The sequence below is a fragment of the Candidatus Kryptonium thompsonii genome (assembly GCF_001535985.1).
Lineage (GTDB): Bacteria > Bacteroidota > Ignavibacteria > Kryptoniales > Kryptoniaceae > Kryptonium > Kryptonium thompsonii.
The window spans coordinates 1-15,009 of record NZ_CZVS01000044.1; the positions used below are offsets into that span (position 1 = coordinate 1).

Annotated in this window: 16 protein-coding genes and 1 tRNA gene; 10 read left to right on the forward strand and 7 right to left on the reverse strand. The window is 37.5% G+C overall.

Annotated features, from left to right (window positions below):
- The 7 genes from AWW78_RS06850 to AWW78_RS06880 all read left to right on the forward strand — a co-directional run.
- The coding region (locus tag AWW78_RS06850) for a phenylalanine--tRNA ligase subunit beta-related protein (protein WP_047133344.1) at window positions 1-282 on the forward strand (282 nt) is incomplete at its 5' end.
- Window positions 283-293: 11 nt separating this feature from the next.
- On the forward strand, window positions 294-566 hold the full coding sequence (gene zapB / locus AWW78_RS06855) for a cell division protein ZapB (protein ID WP_141652079.1): 273 nt from the start codon (window positions 294-296) through the stop codon (window positions 564-566).
- A 65-nt stretch (window positions 567-631) separates the two neighbouring features.
- Window positions 632-925, forward strand: coding sequence for a cell division protein ZapA (locus AWW78_RS06860; protein ID WP_075426176.1), 294 nt, complete (start codon window positions 632-634; stop codon window positions 923-925).
- Between the two features lie 269 nt (window positions 926-1,194).
- On the forward strand, window positions 1,195-2,745 hold the full coding sequence (gene rny / locus AWW78_RS06865; RefSeq protein WP_047133347.1) for a ribonuclease Y: 1,551 nt from the start codon (window positions 1,195-1,197) through the stop codon (window positions 2,743-2,745).
- Window positions 2,746-2,825: 80 nt separating this feature from the next.
- Window positions 2,826-3,461, forward strand: a complete 636-nt coding sequence (gene coaE / locus AWW78_RS06870) for a dephospho-CoA kinase (RefSeq protein WP_082349154.1) — start codon at window positions 2,826-2,828, stop codon at window positions 3,459-3,461.
- Window positions 3,461-4,654 (forward strand): aspartate aminotransferase family protein, encoded by a 1,194-nt coding sequence (locus AWW78_RS06875; protein ID WP_047133348.1) that lies wholly within the window; start codon window positions 3,461-3,463, stop codon window positions 4,652-4,654. Before coaE ends, AWW78_RS06875 begins: the two co-directional genes overlap by 1 nt.
- A gap of 1 nt (window position 4,655) precedes the next feature.
- The gene (locus AWW78_RS06880) at window positions 4,656-5,642 is read left to right on the forward strand and encodes an aminotransferase class IV (RefSeq protein WP_047133349.1); all 987 of its coding nucleotides are present in this window, start codon (window positions 4,656-4,658) and stop codon (window positions 5,640-5,642) included.
- 3 nt (window positions 5,643-5,645) lie between these two features.
- On the opposite strand, the gene AWW78_RS06885 is transcribed toward AWW78_RS06880, so the two are convergent.
- A tRNA-Lys gene (locus AWW78_RS06885) sits at window positions 5,646-5,717 on the reverse strand.
- A 114-nt stretch (window positions 5,718-5,831) separates the two neighbouring features.
- Between AWW78_RS06885 and AWW78_RS06890 the strand changes: the two genes are divergently transcribed.
- Window positions 5,832-6,860 carry a C40 family peptidase gene (locus AWW78_RS06890; protein WP_047133350.1) on the forward strand — a complete coding sequence of 343 codons (1,029 nt, stop codon included), beginning with the start codon at window positions 5,832-5,834 and terminating at the stop codon, window positions 6,858-6,860.
- Between the two features lie 90 nt (window positions 6,861-6,950).
- Window positions 6,951-7,451, forward strand: a complete 501-nt coding sequence (locus tag AWW78_RS06895) for an HNH endonuclease (RefSeq protein WP_047133351.1) — start codon at window positions 6,951-6,953, stop codon at window positions 7,449-7,451.
- Between the two features lie 3 nt (window positions 7,452-7,454).
- Here AWW78_RS06895 and hemN read toward each other — a convergent pair whose 3' ends face one another.
- From hemN to AWW78_RS06925, 6 genes are read right to left on the reverse strand one after another with little or no spacing between them, the layout of a single operon-like run.
- Entirely contained in the window at window positions 7,455-8,840 is a 1,386-nt protein-coding gene (hemN, locus tag AWW78_RS06900; RefSeq protein WP_047133352.1) for an oxygen-independent coproporphyrinogen III oxidase, read from the reverse strand.
- Window positions 8,837-9,895, reverse strand: coding sequence for a uroporphyrinogen decarboxylase (hemE, locus tag AWW78_RS06905; protein ID WP_047133353.1), 1,059 nt, complete (start codon window positions 9,893-9,895; stop codon window positions 8,837-8,839). Before hemE ends, hemN begins: the two co-directional genes overlap by 4 nt.
- Window positions 9,892-10,668 (reverse strand): uroporphyrinogen-III synthase, encoded by a 777-nt coding sequence (locus tag AWW78_RS06910; protein ID WP_047133354.1) that lies wholly within the window; start codon window positions 10,666-10,668, stop codon window positions 9,892-9,894. The genes hemE and AWW78_RS06910 overlap by 4 nt, the downstream gene beginning before the upstream one ends.
- Entirely contained in the window at window positions 10,665-11,606 is a 942-nt protein-coding gene (hemC, locus tag AWW78_RS06915) for a hydroxymethylbilane synthase (protein ID WP_047133355.1), read from the reverse strand. Before hemC ends, AWW78_RS06910 begins: the two co-directional genes overlap by 4 nt.
- An 11-nt stretch (window positions 11,607-11,617) precedes the next feature.
- A complete protein-coding gene (gene hemA / locus AWW78_RS06920) occupies window positions 11,618-12,883 on the reverse strand; it encodes a glutamyl-tRNA reductase (protein WP_047133356.1) in 1,266 nt (421 codons plus the stop codon).
- Between the two features lie 22 nt (window positions 12,884-12,905).
- Entirely contained in the window at window positions 12,906-13,730 is an 825-nt protein-coding gene (locus AWW78_RS06925) for a cytochrome C assembly family protein (RefSeq protein ID WP_047133357.1), read from the reverse strand.
- A 155-nt stretch (window positions 13,731-13,885) separates the two neighbouring features.
- Between AWW78_RS06925 and prfB the strand changes: the two genes are divergently transcribed.
- Window positions 13,886-14,999, forward strand: a protein-coding gene (gene prfB, locus AWW78_RS06930; protein WP_234697363.1) for a peptide chain release factor 2 whose coding sequence is annotated in 2 segments (ribosomal slippage) — window positions 13,886-13,954 and window positions 13,956-14,999 — 1,113 coding nt in all. Because the reading frame shifts where the segments join, the coding sequence is not laid out codon by codon here.
- Window positions 15,000-15,009 lie beyond the last annotated feature (10 nt).

Below are 15,009 nucleotides of genomic sequence, written 5' to 3' on the forward strand. Positions count from 1 at the left end.
CCAAGTGTTTTCAGAGACCTTGCGTTTGTAGTTGATGAAAGTGTTCCAGTTGGAGAGGTTGAAAATGCAATAAAAGAAAAAGCAGGTGCGGTTTTAAAGTCCATTCGTCTTTTTGATATTTATAGAGGTGAAAGAATCGGAGAGGGAAAGAAAAGCGTTGCTTTCTCTCTCGAGATTCTATCGAAGGAAAAAACATTAACTGATGAGGAAGTAAATGAGTTAATTCAGAAAGTCGTTAAGTATGTTGAACAAAAGTTTGAGGCTAAACTTAGGAGTTATTGAGCTTGGAAGGGATGGAGAGTAAAAATAGTAAGTTAAATTTTACGAATCTGATCGAAGAGCTTCAAGGGAAATTTGATAGAGTCTTTGAGTATGTGCAGAGCTTGAAGAGTGAGAATGAAAGTTTGAAGCATAAAATAGAATCACTTGAAACAGAAATTGAAAAGTTAAAACGGGAAAATGAAGAACTGAGAAAGAACGGAGTTGTTTTGTTTAGTGAAGTGGAAAGAGAGGAGTTAAAGAAGAAAATAGCATTTTTGTTGGAAAGAATTAATCAGTATCTTTGAAAAATTTTTCTGACGCTGGTTTCTTCCTAGTTTTAAAAATTTAGAAAATAAACTTTGAAGAGAACTTGGAACTTCCACACTCAAAGATCGTGAAGGTAAAAATCTTTGATAGCGAATACACCTTGAAAGTTGAGGATGAAGAACTCGCATATAAGGCTGCGGAATATGTTGATAAGATGATGAGAGAATTGCACGATAAATTGCCGAATCAATCCATCTTGACAATTGCAATTTTGACGGCTTTGAATATAGCTGAAGATTTATTTCGCGAGAGAAGAGATGTGGGATGTATTGAAGGTGAGATAGAGGATTTGTTGCGCGGTCTATCTTCCAAGGTTGATAAAATGTTAAGCTTATAACCGCGCTGTCAGCTTAGTTTAAGCTTAGGGGAGAACCAGCGTCAGTGCTCGAAGGGTAGCCTGGCTCTTGGATGCGGATTACAGGCCACGATCCCACGAAGAAGAAGTGGGATTCCGCTGTCCTGGTTTAGCCAGGACTTAAAAAGGCGGACGGTGGAAGTAAGAAGTATCCAGGCAGGCACCGGTTCTCACTGTTAAGCTTGCTAAGCTGGCAAGCGCGGTTTTATTTTTAAAGTTATTTGAAAAAAAATTTTCGGAGGAATAAGGATATGGTTGTATACATAATTGTTTCTGTCATCGTTTTGTTTGCATTCTTTCTTGGATGGTTTTTCCATTCAAAGGTTGAAGAAAAAAAGATTGGAACTGCTGAAGCTAGAGCTCAAAAAATAATTGAAGACGCTGAACGTGAGGCAAACAATATTAAGAAAGAGAAACTTCTCGAGGTAAGAGATGAATGGTTTAGAAAAAAACAAGAATTTGAAACAGAAGTAAATCAAATAAAGCAGAAACTCCAATCTTATGAAAAACAACTTTTGGCAAAGGAAGAAAAATTAAATGAAAGGGCTGAGGAATTAAATCGAAGGGAGCGTGATCTTAACAAAGTTCAACAACAGCTTGAGGAACAGAGAAAATCAATTGAACTTAGACAAAAAGAGATTGAGCAAATAATTGAAGAGCAAAAAGCTCAGCTTGAAAAAATTGCTGGTTTAACTCGCGATGAAGCAAAGAAGATACTTATTGAAAGTATGGTTTCTGAAGCGAAAGCTGAAGCAGCCAAGATAATTCGAGAAATTAGAGAACAAGCAAAAGAGGAAGCGAAGAAGGAAGCTCAAAAAATTATAGTTCAAGCAATTCAAAGAACAGCTGCTGACCATTCCGTTGAGACGACAGTCACCGTTCTTCATATTCCGAATGATGAATTGAAAGGAAGGATAATCGGCAGAGAAGGGAGAAATATTCGAGCTTTTGAGCAGCTTACGGGTTGCGATATAATTGTTGACGATACGCCTGAAGCAGTTATAATTTCAGGTTTTGACCCATTTAGAAGAGAAGTTGCGAAGATTGCGCTTGAAAGGTTGCTTGCCGATGGAAGGATTCACCCAGCTCGAATCGAGGAGGTAGTTGAAAAAGTCAAGCAGGAACTTGAAGAGGAGATGATAAAAGTCGGAGAGAATACTTTACTTGAGCTTGGAATTCATAATGTTCATCGTGAGATTGTTCGACTTGTTGGTAAGATGAAATATCGCTCAAGCTATGGTCAAAATGTTCTGCAACACAGCATAGAAGTTGCATATCTTGCAGCGATAATGGCGTCGGAACTTGGGCTTGATTCGCATCTTGCGAAGCGAGCTGGATTATTCCATGATATAGGTAAAGTCGTCGACAAGCAAGAGGGACCCCACGCGTTGATAGGTTATGAAATTTTAAATAGATATGGAGAGCATCCTATTGTTGTCAATGCAGTTGGTTCTCATCATGAAGATATACCGATGGAATCACCGATCGCTGCAATAGTTCAAGCAGCTGACGCGATAAGTGGAGCAAGACCTGGTGCAAGAAGAGAATCTGTCGAAGGTTATGTCAGAAGATTGCAAAAACTTGAAGAGATAGCAAAATCATTTGAAGGCGTTGCAAAAACTTATGCAATTCAAGCTGGTCGTGAGGTCAGAGTTATAGTTGAACCTGATAAGGTTGATGATAATCTCGCTGATCAACTTTCGAGGGACATTGCGGCGAAAATCCAAGAAGAGATGGAATATCCAGGGCAGATCAAAGTTACAGTTATAAGGGAAGTTCGTTCTGTGGCTTATGCGAAGTAAAGTTAACGGCGGGGGTTAACCCCGCTTTTTTTATTTTCTTTGCAAAAATTTTAATTTTCAGAAAAAAATAATTTGAAAAGTTGCAGTTCAAGCATGGAATACTGACAGTTGGAGTAACTGGGGGGATTGGATCGGGTAAAACAACCGTGTGCAAAATTTTTGAAGAATTTGGGGCAAAGGTGATTTACGCTGATGAAGTGGCAAAGAGAATTATGGAGGAAGATGAAAAGTTGAAAAGAAAAATTAAGAAACTTTTTGGCGATGAAGCCTACATCGGGGGAAAGCTTAACAGAAAATTTATATCTGATGTCATCTTCTCAGATGAGAAAAAGAGAAAAGTACTTGAATCCATTGTTCATCCAGAGGTTATAAAGAAAATCATAACGGAGTTTAAAAAAATTTCAAAGAATGAAAACCAAAGTTTTGTCATAGTTGAAGCTGCACTTATATTTGAATCTGGGTTCGATAAAGAACTTGATTATGTTGTTGTGGTTGATGCTGATGAAGAGTTAAAAATTAAAAGAATTATGGAGCGAGATAATTGCACAAGAGAGGAAGTTTTAAAAAGGATGAAGGCGCAAATGAGCCAATCTAAAAAGAGAAGCCTTGCTGATATCGTGATACAAAATGATGGGGATATTGAGGCATTAAGGGAAAGGGTAAAATTTCTTTATTCACTTTTTCAAAAGATTTCAAAACCAATTGGAGAGAATTAATGCAAGTTTTGGAGATTGAGAGAGATTTACTTTTTCAAACTTACAGACGGCTTAGGATTTATGTTAAGTATGGTGAAGGGGTTTACCTTGTCGATTTTGATGGCAGAAGATATCTTGACATGATAGCTGGCATCGGAGTTAATGCGCTTGGTTATGGAAACGATAGAGTTAAAAGAGCGATTTTGGATCAGGTTGAAAAATATATTCATTTATCAAATCTTTTCGTTCAAGAGCCGCAACTTGAGCTTGCGGATTTACTTCTAAAAATATCGGGTTATAAAAAGGTTTTCTTTACAAACAGTGGCACTGAGGCGATTGAGACGGCGATTAAACTTACAAGAAAATGGGGAAAGAAATTTGGGAAGAATGAAATTGTAGCGTTTTCAAATTCATTCCACGGTAGGACGATGGGTGCGCTTTCGCTTATGGATAAGATAAAATATCGTGATGGGTATGAGCCATTTCTGCCAGAAATTTATATCGCAAAGTATAACGATGTTGAGGATATAGAAAAGAAAGTTAACCACAGAACAGCGGGGGTTTTTCTTGAGTTTGTTCAAGGTGAGGGAGGGATAATACCTGCTGATGAGAGATTTGTGCAGAAAATTTTTGAGCTTCGGGAAAAGTTTAATTTTCTTGTCGTCGCAGATGAAATTCAAAGTGGCTTATGGAGGACTGGAACCTTTTTTGCTTTTGAGCATTACGGTGTTAAGCCAGATGTCGTTGCGCTTGCAAAACCTCTCGGCGGTGGATTACCGCTTGGGGCTGTGCTTGGGAATGAAAGGGTTGCTGATGTATTTACACTTGGGACACATGGTTCAACTTTTGGTGGAAATCCCGTAGCTTGTTCAGCAGGTTGCGCAGTCATAAAGGAAATTCAAAATGGAATAATTGATAATGTTAAAGAAATTGGAAACTATCTCCGTGAAAGGCTTTTAAAGCTAAAAGATAAACATGGCGAAATTGTAAAAAATATTCGCGGTATCGGTTTGATGATTGGGGTTGAACTTAGCACTGAATGTTTCAACATTGTTGATCGTCTCATTGAGAAGGGTGTAATTGTAAATTGCACAAGCAACAATGTTATAAGGTTATTGCCACCACTTATCATAGAAAAAGAACATGTTGATTTATTTATTGAAAAATTTGACGAGGTTTTAAACGAAATCAAACAACAAAGTTTAAGGAGTTGAAATGAAGGGAAAGAAATTAAAAATCTGGACCGAGAAGGATTATCTCGATTGGGTTAAACAAGAAACACCTTTAAAAGAGAAATATTTTGCGATGTATTCAACGGTATGGGATGCGGTTGTGACAAACCCGAACCTTATGACGATCCCGTTTGATGACCATATGGTTCACCGTGGCGATGGGGTTTTTGATAATTCTCTCGTCGTCAATGGAAAAGTTTACCTTCTTGATGAGCATCTTGATAGGATCATTCGCTCTGCGACTGCCATCGGCATTAAAATTCCGCTGTCAAAGCAAGAGATGAAGGATATAATTCTCGAAACGATTGCGATAACAGGAAAGCGGGATTGCATGGCTAGATTCTGGATTTCAAGAGGGACTGGTGGTTTTAGCGTTTATCCTGATGAATCGCCAAAGGGGCATTTTTATCTTATCATAACTTCATCACCAAATTACCCTGCGAGGTATTATGAGGAAGGTTTAAGTGTTGTGACAAGTCCATTTCCATTAAGACAGCCGTTTACGCCTCAAGTAAAAAGTTGCAATTACCTTGCGAATGCAATGATGGAATTCTTTGCGCATAATGTTGGTGCTGATACAGCAATTGCAATTGATTCTGAAGGTTATCTTACGGAAGGTTCAAATAAAAATGTTGCAATTGTAACTCGGGATGGGATTTTTAAATATCCACGGCTTGAAAAAGTTTTACATGGGACGATGCTTAAGAGAGCAATCTATTTTGCCAACTTGCTCAAAGGTGAGGGAATTTTAAAAGATGTAATTTCAACGGACATTCCAATAAGTGAAGCATATAACAGTGCTGAGATGATGTTTTTCAGCACAACGCTTATTGTGGCTCCGATTGTAAAATATGACGGCATCACGATTGGCGACGGTAAACCAGGTGAAATTTATAAACGACTTAGAGAAATGTTTAAAAAAGATATGACTGAAAACAGTGAAGTTTTAACCCCGGTTGATTATGACTAAATGTGAGCCCGGGAGGGATCGAACCTCCGACCTCCTGCTTAAAAGGCAGATGCTCTACCACTGAGCTACGGGCCCAAAGCATTGTAAATATACAAAATTTTTACTTCCTACGCAAATTCCACCCCTTGAAAATTTGGCATTTATTTTGTTATAGGTTATATTTTAAACAAATACAAAACTTTGCGGTTTATGGAAGACCCAAACCTAAAAATTGAAAGGATTAGACGGAAGCTTGGGATTGATACAAGACTTTGCGTGTTTGAGTTATCTGAAGGTTTCCTTAAAATATCTGATGCAAAAATAATTAAAAGCGCTGGTAAGCTAATCAAACATTATTTTATCAAAACCCCCGTTAAACTTTTACCTGATAAGGAACTATCTCTAAGGTATGGCGTTTGCAATGTTGGAACTGCTCCCGTCTTTAAAGAGCCATCTATGAGAAGCGAACAAACAACCCAAATTATATTGGGTGAAACTTTTGATGTCCTTGAAATTAAAGATGATTGGGTTAGGATAAGGTTGCATTTTGATGGATATATTGGTTGGGTTTACAAGCCGCAAATGGCTTTAATGGATTCGGGTAAATTTTCAGAGTATATGAATAAACCCAAAGTTGAGTTTACTTCGAATTTCGGCTTCGTTTATTCAAAACCTGATGTTAATTCAACTACTTTAAGAGATGTTGTCGTTTGTTCTGTTTTAAATTATCTTGGTTCAAAAGATGGTTGGTTGAAGGTTGAACTTCCTGATGGAACTTATGGATTTATCAGAAAATCGGAAGCAAAACAATTCAAAGCTGTGAAGAAACAAAATATAAGCGATATAATCCAAACGGCGAAGAGGTTTCTTGGTGTATCTTATGTGTGGGGCGGAAAAACTCCAAAAGGTTTTGATTGTTCTGGATTTGTCCAAACTGTTTACAGGATAAATGGAATTCAATTGCCGAGAGATTCGGATATGCAGTGGGAGGTTGGAAAATATATTGGGAAAAATTTTTCAAAGTTTAAAAAGGGCGACCTTTTGTTTTTTAGTTCGGATGGCAGAAGGATAACACATGTTGGAATTTTTACAGGTAGAGGTAAAGAAATAATTCACGCTTCAGGGTTTGTAAGGTTAAATAGCCTTGATAAAGGAAGCGGTCTTTATAGCGAACGTCTTGAGAGAACTTTTGTGGGTGCAAGAAGAGTTTTTAATTTTAAAAAACAGGAAATAGTTTAAATTTTTCAGTGGAGGTGAGTTAAATTCAAGGGAGAAGTTCAATTCAAATTTCGTTTATACGAGAAAAAAGGAGATGGGATATCAAGCCCGTTGGACAAAAAGGTTCTCGTTTTAAATCAAAATTATGAGCCGATGAGTATATGCCCTGTTAGAAAGGCAATTAATTTGATTTATCTTGGCAAGGCAGAACTTATCGCAGCGAAGGAAGGACAATACATAAGGTCTGTTTCGTATTCGATTCCTTTCCCGACGGTTGTCAGGCTTGCATATTATATTCATATGCCATATCGGAGGATAATTTTAACTCGGAAAAATATTCTCAAAAGGGATAACCATAGGTGTCAGTACTGTGGGCGCACAGGCGTTCCGCTTACAGTTGATCATGTCATCCCTAAGTCAAAAGGTGGGGAAGACACATGGGAAAATCTTGTTTGTGCATGTGTGCAATGCAACAATAGAAAGGGCGATAGAACACCCGAAGAGGCAGGGATGAAGTTGTTGAGGAAGCCAATGCGACCCAATCCAATTCTTTTTATCAAGAATTTTGTCGGTGAGATCGACGAAAGTTGGAAGCCGTATCTATTCTTGTGAGAATCAAACAGTTCTTGAAAATATAGGTTTTTCCCTCATCATTTTTTCGATGTACGCATCAAAGCACATGGCGATATTCCTTATCACGAGTCGCCCCATCAGGGTTACGATTATTTTATCATCTGTTAATTCAACAAGCCCATCTTCAATGAACTCTTGAAGCTTCGGAATTGAATCGGCAAAGTATTCATCAAAGTTTATATTGAACTTTTTCTCAACTTCACTTTTCGTGAGTTCCATATCGCACATCAATCGCATTATTACATGTTTTCTTATGATGTCGTCCTGATTCATTCTATAGCCGATGGCTGTCGGAAGTTTACCTTCGTCAATCCTTGCGTAATAATCTTTCAATTCCTTATAATTTTGTGCGTATATGTTTTGAAATTGGCTTATCGCAGACATTCCGAAGGCATAAAGATCAGCTCCAGCTCTGGTTGAGTATCCTTGAAAATTTCTATAAAGTGTTTTTTCCTTTTGGGCAATTGCAAGTTCATCATCTGGTTTTGCGAAGTGGTCCATTCCAATGTAGATGTAGCCAGCGTCGGTGAGTTTTTCTATCGTCATTTTCAAAATTTGCAGTTTAATCTCAGGTGCTGGCAAATCTTCTTTTTTTATGACGCGTTGATGTGGTTTAAGCCATGGTACATAAGCAAAGTTAAAAACCGCAAGTCGTTCGGGGGAAAGTTCAATCACTTTATCGATTGTTTTCTCAAATGATTCAAGAGTTTGAAAAGGCAAACCGTAAATTAAGTCAAGGTTTATGCTCTTAAATCCAAGTTCACGCGCCCAATCTATCGCTTGTTTTGTGATCTCCTCGGGTTGGATTCTGTTTACTGCTTTTTGAACTTTTGGATCAAAATCTTGTACCCCCATGCTTATTCTGTTAAATCCAACCTCGCGAAATGCTTTCATATGTTCGTAAGTTAAACCGCGCGGGTCAATTTCAACCCCAACTTCAGGGTCATCAACATATTGAAATCTCTCGTTTATAAATTCCCCAAGTTCCTTTATCTCATCTGGATTAAGATAAGACGGAGTTCCACCGCCCCAATGTAGTTGGGTTACTTTTCTTTTGGGTGAAATTAATTTCCAAACCATATCAATTTCTTTTTCAAGATAGTCAAGATATTTTCTTATCGTTTCGCGTCTGTGTGTTACAAGCATATTGCACCCGCAGAAATAGCAGAGCGTATCGCAAAAGGGTATATGGAAATAGAGCGATAAATCAGCAGTTGAATTTTGGAGATTATTTTCAACGATTGCATTTTTGTAATCATCTGGACCAAAATCTTTTGAAAAAGCAGGGGCTGGTGGGTAACTCGTATATCTTGGTCCAGGACGATCGTATTTTTTCAAAAGCTCTATATTGATATTTTCAAACTTCATGGCTCATTTGCATTTATTTTGTGGTAATTTTTGCTTTTCGTTTTAACTGTTTCGACAAGAACTTTCACATTTTCAACTGGGGTGTCAGGCAGGATACCATGACCAAGGTTGAAAATATGTCTGTTGCCAATTCCATATTTTTCAAGAATTTTCATTGCCTCATGTGCAACTATCTCTGGCTCGGAAAGGAGAATCACTGGATCGAGATTTCCTTGAATTGAGATTTTTTCATGAGATTTTTCTCTTGCTTTTTTTATATCAAATGTCCAGTCAATACTTATAACATCGCACCCTGTATTTATGATTTCCTCAATCCATTGCCATGTCCCCTTGGAAAATAAGATCACAGGGATTTCATCAAATTTTGATTTAATCCTTTCAATTACATACGCGATGTATTTGAGAGAGAATTCTTTAAATTCATCGTAACTTAAAATTCCACCCCATGTATCAAATATCTGAACTGCGTCAGCTCCATATTCAATTTGTGCGATTAAAAAATCTGAAACCGCAAGTGTGATTTTTTCAAGTAATTTGTGTGCGAGTTTGGGTTTTAGGTAGATTAACAATTTTGCATTTTTGAAATCTTTTTCCTGCTCACTTTCAACCATATACGCAAACAATGTCCAAGGCGAGCCAGCGAAACCAATTAATGGAACATCAATATTTCGTTTTGTTAATTCAATGGCATTTAACACATATTTTAATTTTTCAGTTGGATCGGGAATGCAAAGATTTGCGATGTCAGATTCACTTTGAATATATCTCTCAAATCGTGGTCCTTTACCCTCATCGATATAAAGTTTTAATCCCATCGCTTCGGGTAGGACGAGAATATCGGAGAAGATTATTCCTGCGTCAACCCCGATTATTTCGATAGGTTGGATCGTTATCTCCGATGCAAGTTCGGGAGTTTTTATCATTGTAAGAAAGTCGTATCTCTGCCGTATCTTTCTATATTCAGGTAAATATCTCCCCGCCTGACGCATTATCCATATCGGCGTTCTCTCTATTTTCTCACCTTTGCATGCCTTTAAAAATATATCGTTTTTCAATTTTGAGCGAGCAATTTTGTTTTCTCTTCATTCATAAGTTCAGCTAAAAGTTTGGCGTTTGGCTTCGGTGAAAATTTCATCGGATTTATATCAACATTTAATCCAAATTTTTCGCATTCTTTTAGCGTTGTCTGGCCAATCACTGCTATTTTTTGACCGTTGAATTTTATATTATTGAAAATCTCAAAAAAATTTCTCACGCTTGACGGGCTGAAAAAGGTTATAAATTTTATCTCACCATTTTCAATCATTCTCTCGATGTTTTCTTTTTCCACTTCGCTTATCTCTGGTTTTATCGTTTTATAAACGATCACATCATCAATAGCAAGACCTTTTTCCTTAAAAATTTTTATGAAGTTTTCATCGGTGAGATTGCCTCTTGGGAATAAAAATTTTGCCTCCTTTTTCTCTGAAATAATCTTCAAAAACAAACTCTCTTTATCAGATTTTTCGGGTAGTATTTCAACATTGAAGCCATATTTTTCGATTTCTTCTTTCGTTTTTGTCCCAACAGCGTGAAATCTTTTCCCACGCAGTTTTTCAAGTGCGTGGAATTTTGTAAATCTATCGAAGAAAAATTTAACTGCGTTTGTGCTTGTAAAAATTATGTCAGTATACTTGTCGATTTGTTTGATTTTTTCATCGACCTCTTCCCATGAATCTGGTTCAACTATCTCAATTGTTGGAAAGAAGACACAGGTGAAGCCATACGATTCAAGATATTGGGCGAATTCGGTCGCTTGCGATTTTGCTCGTGTTATGAGAACTTTCATTTTTTATCATTTGCTTTTCTTACCTCATCAAGTATTTTAGCACCACCTTGCTCAAGGAGTCTTTCAGCGAGTTCAATACCAAGTTTTTCAGTATCTCCATTTACATCTCCTTCAATTGAGTCACGAACGAGAAGTGAGCCGTCAAGGCTACTTATCATTGCTGAGAGCTTAACTTTCCCATTTGAGATGCAAGCAAATGCTCCAATTGGAATTTGGCACCCACCCTCAAGATGCTTTAGGAGTGCTCGCTCAGCTTTCGTTGCAAGTTCAGTTTCCAAATGATTTACTTTCCTCACAATTTCGAAAATTTCTGTATCATCCTCCCTTATTTCAACCGCTATCGCACCTTGACCGACGGCAGGTAAGATTATATCCGTTGGGATCAATTCAGATATTCTGTTGGTGTAGCCCATTCGTTTTATTCCAGCGTACGCTAAAACCATTCCGTTCCAGTTTGATTCATCAAATTTTTTAAATCTCGTGTCAACATTACCGCGAATGTCAACGAACTGAAAATCAGCTCTGAAGTGAAGAAGTTGTGCTTTTCTTCTCAGGCTGCTGGTTGCAATGGTTGAATTTAGGGGAAGTTCTGCGAGTTTTAAATTATCTTTGGAAATCAGAGCATCTCTCACATCTTCTCGCTCTAATACGGCACCAATTATTAAGCCATCTGGCAATTTTGTCGGTAGGTCTTTTAAGCTATGAACTGCAAGATCAATTTCACCATTTAAAAGTTCAATTTCAATTTCCCTTGTAAAAATTCCTTTATCTCCAATTTTTGAAAGCGGTGAGTCAAGAATTTTATCCCCTTTGGTCTTGATGATTCTTACTTCAAATTCAAGGTCTGGGAAAATCTTCAAAAGTTTTTCCTTTACAAATTCCGTCTGCCACAGCGCAAGCTTACTACCACGCGTACCTATGATTATTTTTTGCTTCATTTCGTAGCGGTTTATTTTTGTTCAAGTCCAAACAACTCCCTTACAAACTGTATAAACTTTATTCTTTCTGACTCAGGTTTTCCATTTGATGATTCTCGGATGTTTACCGTTGGTGTGTGAAGAAGTTTATTTATAAGCGATTTTGTAAGTGCATCAACTTTTTCAAAATCTTCGGGAGAGAATTTATTTTTATATTTTTCAATCTCAAGTCGCCTTATCTCTTCGAATCGATCTCTCAAAAGTTTTATCGTCGGCGCGACTTGATGAGCTTCATACCATTTTATTAATTTCTTAAGCTCTTCATCAATTATCTGTTGAACCTTGGGAATTTCATTTAACCTTCTTTCGTAGTTTGATTTTGCTATTGATTCGAGGGAGTCGATATCTTCAAGAAATACATTTTCGATATCTTTGATTTTTGGCTCAACATTTCTGGGAACTCCGATATCTATGATCAGGATTGGTTTATTTCCTCTTTTTGAAATGGCGTTTTTTACTTGGTGGAAGGTGAGTATATAATTATCGACCGTTACGGAGCTTATGACGATGTCAACTTCAGCAAGCTTATCTGGGATTTCTTCAAGTTTTATAACTTTTCCATTAAATTGCTCAGCGAGTTTTTGAGCTCTTTCAATTGTTCTGTTTGCGATGTAAAGCTCACTTATACCGTGAGCTACGAGATGTTTTGCTGTAAGTTCAGCTGTTTCGCCTGCCCCGATGAGCATTCCTTTCTTTTTGGAGAGATCTGCAAAAATTTTTTCTGCAAGTTCGACAGCTGCGTAGCTTACTGAAACCGCACCTTCGCTTATTGATGTTTCCGATTTCGCTCTTTTTCCTGTTCTAAAGGCGGTGTGAAAAACTTCGTGTAAAAGCGTTCCAACCACGCCACATTTCACAGCAACTTCGTAAGCATCTTTCACCTGTCCAAGAATTTGAACATCACCGATTAACATTGAGTCAATGCCTGAGGCAACTTCAAGCAGATGTCTGATTGCATCGTAAGAGCGCATTATATAAAAGTGAGACGGATCTACAAATCCAGTGGCTTCTTTTTTAGAAATCAAGAAATCTATCAATTGTTCGGGTTTAATTTCTTCGCTTTTTAAAACTCCGTAAAGCTCGGTTCTATTGCAGGTTGAGAGGAGAACCCCTTCTTTTAGAAACAGATAAACAATTTCAGGCAGTATCTTTTCTGTTTCTTCAAGTGTATAGTAAATTTTTTCTCTTACTTCAACGCTTGCCGTTTTATGATTTAATCCAACAAGCAATAGATCCATCGAAAGAAGGGGGATTTAATTGTTAATAAAATCTGTGAAATCCTGACATCGCATTTGCAAATCCCATAAGAATGAAGACAAGTATAAAGCCAACTATTGTCATAGTGGCTGTCTTTTTACCCGATAGGTTTGCTATTTTTCTAATCCCTAAACCGCCACCGTAAACAAGCCATATTATTAAAGTTCCAATAAGTTTTGCATCTGTGTAGGAGAAATTTTTAAATGCTTTGGGTAGCCAGATAAACCCAACGGTGATGACAAATGTCAATGCGAAAAAGCCAACGGTTGCTGATTTGCAAAGCATGGATTCAATTTTTTCAAGGTTTGGCAGATTTTTATAAACCGTATCAAATGTTTTGCTTTTGATTTTGTTATAAAGCATTATGTAAAGAAGTCCGTAAATTGCTGAAAGGGCAAAAGCAGAATATCCAACGAGGGCTGAAGTTACATGTAGCGCAAGAAGCTCATTTTTTAAAACATCATATTCAAAACCATAAATATCCCTTGAGAAAATCCCCGACACTATCACAAGAACTGAGGCGATAAGAATTGCAAAAAAGCCTGTATTTTTAATTTTTGTTATAAATTCAATTATGACATAAGCAAGTGCAAGCGAGAATCCAAGCACATTCAAAAGTTCAAAAACCGATGTCACGGGTGGGTGTTTAAGTTCCGCTGTCCTGATGATAAGGTAAATAAAGTGGAGTGTTAAGGTAAAGATGAGAGACTTGGTTTTTAGTCTTCGTGCTATTTTGTCGTCTTTAAAGAACGCACGACCATAAAGCCAACTTGTTATTATGTATAAAATCGACAAGGTGATTTTGAAAATTTTCAGAACCAGAAGCACGATAATTGAATCGTTAGTTTTTACAGATGTAAATATAACTTGTTTTCAAGATTGAAGCAAGTTTTGGCAATTTAAGGTGCTATTGCAACGGGGAGTTTGTAAAATCAAAAAATTTTATTATTTTTAAATCCAAAAATAAAAGATGGCGTCCAAAGATGTTTGAGAATTTTAGGGCAAAAGTTGAAGAAATCTCCGAAAGGTTTGAAACTTTAAGGAGGTTTCTTTGACATAGAGGGAAAGAGGAATTATTTGGCTGAACTTGAGGGGAAAACTGCAAATCCTGATTTCTGGAACGATTTACCATCGGCACAAAAGACTATGCAGGAGATAAGCAGAATTAAAGATTGGCTAAACGAGTGGGAGAGCGTTCAAAAGATGCTTGAGGATGTAAAAGTTCTCGTTGAACTTGCGGAGGAGTCGCAAGATATTGCATTTACGAGTGAACTGCAAAGGGAGATAAAAAAGCTTGAGAAAAAGATTGATGAGCTTGAGCTTAAAAATCTTCTGAATGGTGAAGATGATCCTAAAAGTGCGATTTTAACAATTCATTCAGGAGCTGGAGGAACGGAAGCGCAGGATTGGGCGGAGATGCTTTTGAGAATGTATCTGCGCTGGGCTGAAAGAAATGGATACAATGCAACTGTGGTTGATATACTTGAAGGGGATGGCGCAGGGATAAAAAGTGCTGTTGTTGAAATTGAAGGTCCTTATGCCTATGGCTATTTAAAGGCAGAAAGTGGCGTTCATAGACTTGTGAGGATTTCACCTTTTGATGCGAACAAAAGAAGACACACATCTTTTGCTTCAGTTTTTGTTTACCCAGAACTTGACGAGGGAGACACAAAAATAGAGATAAATCCAGATGATTTAAAAATTGAAACATTTAGAGCGGGAGGACATGGCGGTCAAAATGTTAATAAAGTTGAAACCGCCGTTAGAATTACGCATATACCAACTGGAATTGTCGTTCAATGTCAAAGCGAACGATCACAATATCAAAATAAGATGAGGGCGTTGCGTTTGCTCCAGTCAAGGTTGTATCAACTGCAGAAAGAGAAGGAGAGGGAGAAACTCGACGAGTTTGAGAAGCAAAAGAAAAAAATAGAATGGGGAAGTCAAATCCGTTCGTATGTCTTCCACCCATATAATCTCGTCAAGGATCACAGAACTGGCTATGAGACATCAAACATTCAAGCAGTTATGGATGGTGAAATAGATGAGTTTATAAAGGCATATCTTTTGAGTTCTGTTAAGGCAAATTCCAACTAAAGTTTCTCTT

Coding starts and splice junctions, on each gene's coding strand:
- AWW78_RS06890 (WP_047133350.1), top strand. CDS start 5,832: ATGGAAGACCCAAACCTAAAAATTGAAAGGATTAGACGGAAGCTTGGG.
- zapB (WP_141652079.1), top strand. CDS start 294: ATGGAGAGTAAAAATAGTAAGTTAAATTTTACGAATCTGATCGAAGAG.
- AWW78_RS06910 (WP_047133354.1), bottom strand. CDS start 10,668: ATGAAAGTTCTCATAACACGAGCAAAATCGCAAGCGACCGAATTCGCC.
- AWW78_RS06875 (WP_047133348.1), top strand. CDS start 3,461: ATGCAAGTTTTGGAGATTGAGAGAGATTTACTTTTTCAAACTTACAGA.
- rny (WP_047133347.1), top strand. CDS start 1,195: ATGGTTGTATACATAATTGTTTCTGTCATCGTTTTGTTTGCATTCTTT.
- hemA (WP_047133356.1), bottom strand. CDS start 12,883: ATGGATCTATTGCTTGTTGGATTAAATCATAAAACGGCAAGCGTTGAA.
- AWW78_RS06880 (WP_047133349.1), top strand. CDS start 4,656: ATGAAGGGAAAGAAATTAAAAATCTGGACCGAGAAGGATTATCTCGAT.
- hemN (WP_047133352.1), bottom strand. CDS start 8,840: ATGAAGTTTGAAAATATCAATATAGAGCTTTTGAAAAAATACGATCGT.
- hemC (WP_047133355.1), bottom strand. CDS start 11,606: ATGAAGCAAAAAATAATCATAGGTACGCGTGGTAGTAAGCTTGCGCTG.